We start from the raw sequence: 1369 nt of genomic DNA, 5'->3' as shown, positions 1-1369 counted from the left end.
GGAGCCGAGCACGCCCCCGTGCGGTGAAGGTCGACTCGTCCAGCAGCGTGGCCCACCGCCGGAGCCGTTCGGGCACGTGGGGTCGCCCGAGCGTCGTGTCGAGGTCGTGCAGCACCTCGGCGGGTCGGTCGCACAGGTCTGCCGAGGTGAAGCCCCGACGGGTCCAGCCCGCACCGACGAGCGCGCGGTCGCGGCGCAGGTCGGCGCGGTGCTGGTCGGGAGCGCGGTGCACTGCGCCGTCGTACTCGTGGATGGTGGTCGTCCCCTCGATCCACAGGTCGGCGCGCGCGACGAACCGACCGGTGTCGTCGTGCACGACGTGCTGCGGCACGACCGGTGCGTCGAACGCCACGTGCATGAGCCGAAGCACGCTCTCCCACGGTGACTCGGCGCGCGGGTCGGCCAGCGCGAGGGCCGCGCGGAGCGCGACGACGCCCCGTCGGCGTGGCACGCAGACGGCCCGGACCTCGTCGGCCGTGCAGCCCGAGCGCAGCGCCGAGTCGACCAGGACGACGAGGTCGAGCAGCGCCAGGTCGCGCGCGCAGGCCAGCAGCGTGTGGGCCGGCGCGGCGACCCGCACGCCCCTGACCTCGGCCGCCGGCACCGGGCCGTGGGTGCGCGTGACCCGGACGCCGGGGCGGCGCGTGCGGTGGACGGTCGCCGGCTGGTCGACGAGGAGCGGCAGCTGTCGCGAGAGGGCCGGCGTCCACCAGCCGTGAAGGCCGGCGGCCGTGAGGTGCGAGACGACCGCCGACGGCGGCAGCACGAGGCTCCACGCCAGCAGCGGCTCGAGCCCCGGCGCGCGGTGCAGGCCCCACGTCACCGGCTCCCAGCGGCGACCTGGTCGTCGTCCGCGTCGCGCGGCGTCGGCGGGGGTCGCGGCGGCGGCGTGGTCGGTGACGTCGGTCATGACGTCACGTTGCGGTCGGTCGTGCCGGACGGACGTGCGACGTCGCCGCCGGTGTGCTGACGACGATCAGCGACGGTGCTGTGGTCGGCTCAGGCATGCCTGTCGCGCCGCCGCGGCACGACCGACCGCCGGCCCCGCCCGGAATCTGGGTGAGGCCGGCGGTCGCACGGGCTCAGCGGCAGGCGACCGCCACCGGGCCGGTGGGCGCGGTGCCGGAGCCGATGAACCCGTAGGTCGTCGACTGCCCGGCGCCCAGCGCGCCGTTCCAGGCGGCGTTCGCCACCGTCTGCAGACCGCCGGTCGTGCTGAACGTGCCGCTCCAGCCCTGCGCGACGGACGCGCCGCCGGGCAGCGTGAACGACGTGCTCCAGCCGCTGATCGCCCGCGCGCCGGCCGTGACGGTCACCGAGCCCTGGAACCCGCCGGGCCACGCGCTGCCGACCGTGAGCACCGCGGTGC

Annotated in this window: 2 protein-coding genes; both read right to left on the bottom strand. The window is 76.7% G+C overall.

Going from position 1 to position 1369, the window contains the following annotated elements; translation table 11 throughout:
* On the bottom strand, nucleotides 1-910 hold a 910-nt coding region (locus ATM99_RS01980), incomplete at its 3' end, for a hypothetical protein (protein WP_062101277.1).
* A gap of 172 nt (nucleotides 911-1082) precedes the next feature.
* Nucleotides 1083-1369, bottom strand: a 287-nt coding sequence (locus ATM99_RS01975) for a cellulose binding domain-containing protein (protein WP_190278744.1), incomplete at its 5' end; no start/stop codon positions are given.

The organism is Cellulomonas sp. B6 (assembly GCF_001462455.1).
Lineage (GTDB): Bacteria > Actinomycetota > Actinomycetes > Actinomycetales > Cellulomonadaceae > Cellulomonas.
Note: the sequence above shows the minus strand (reverse complement) of the source record. Positions and strands in the feature narration are given on the sequence as shown.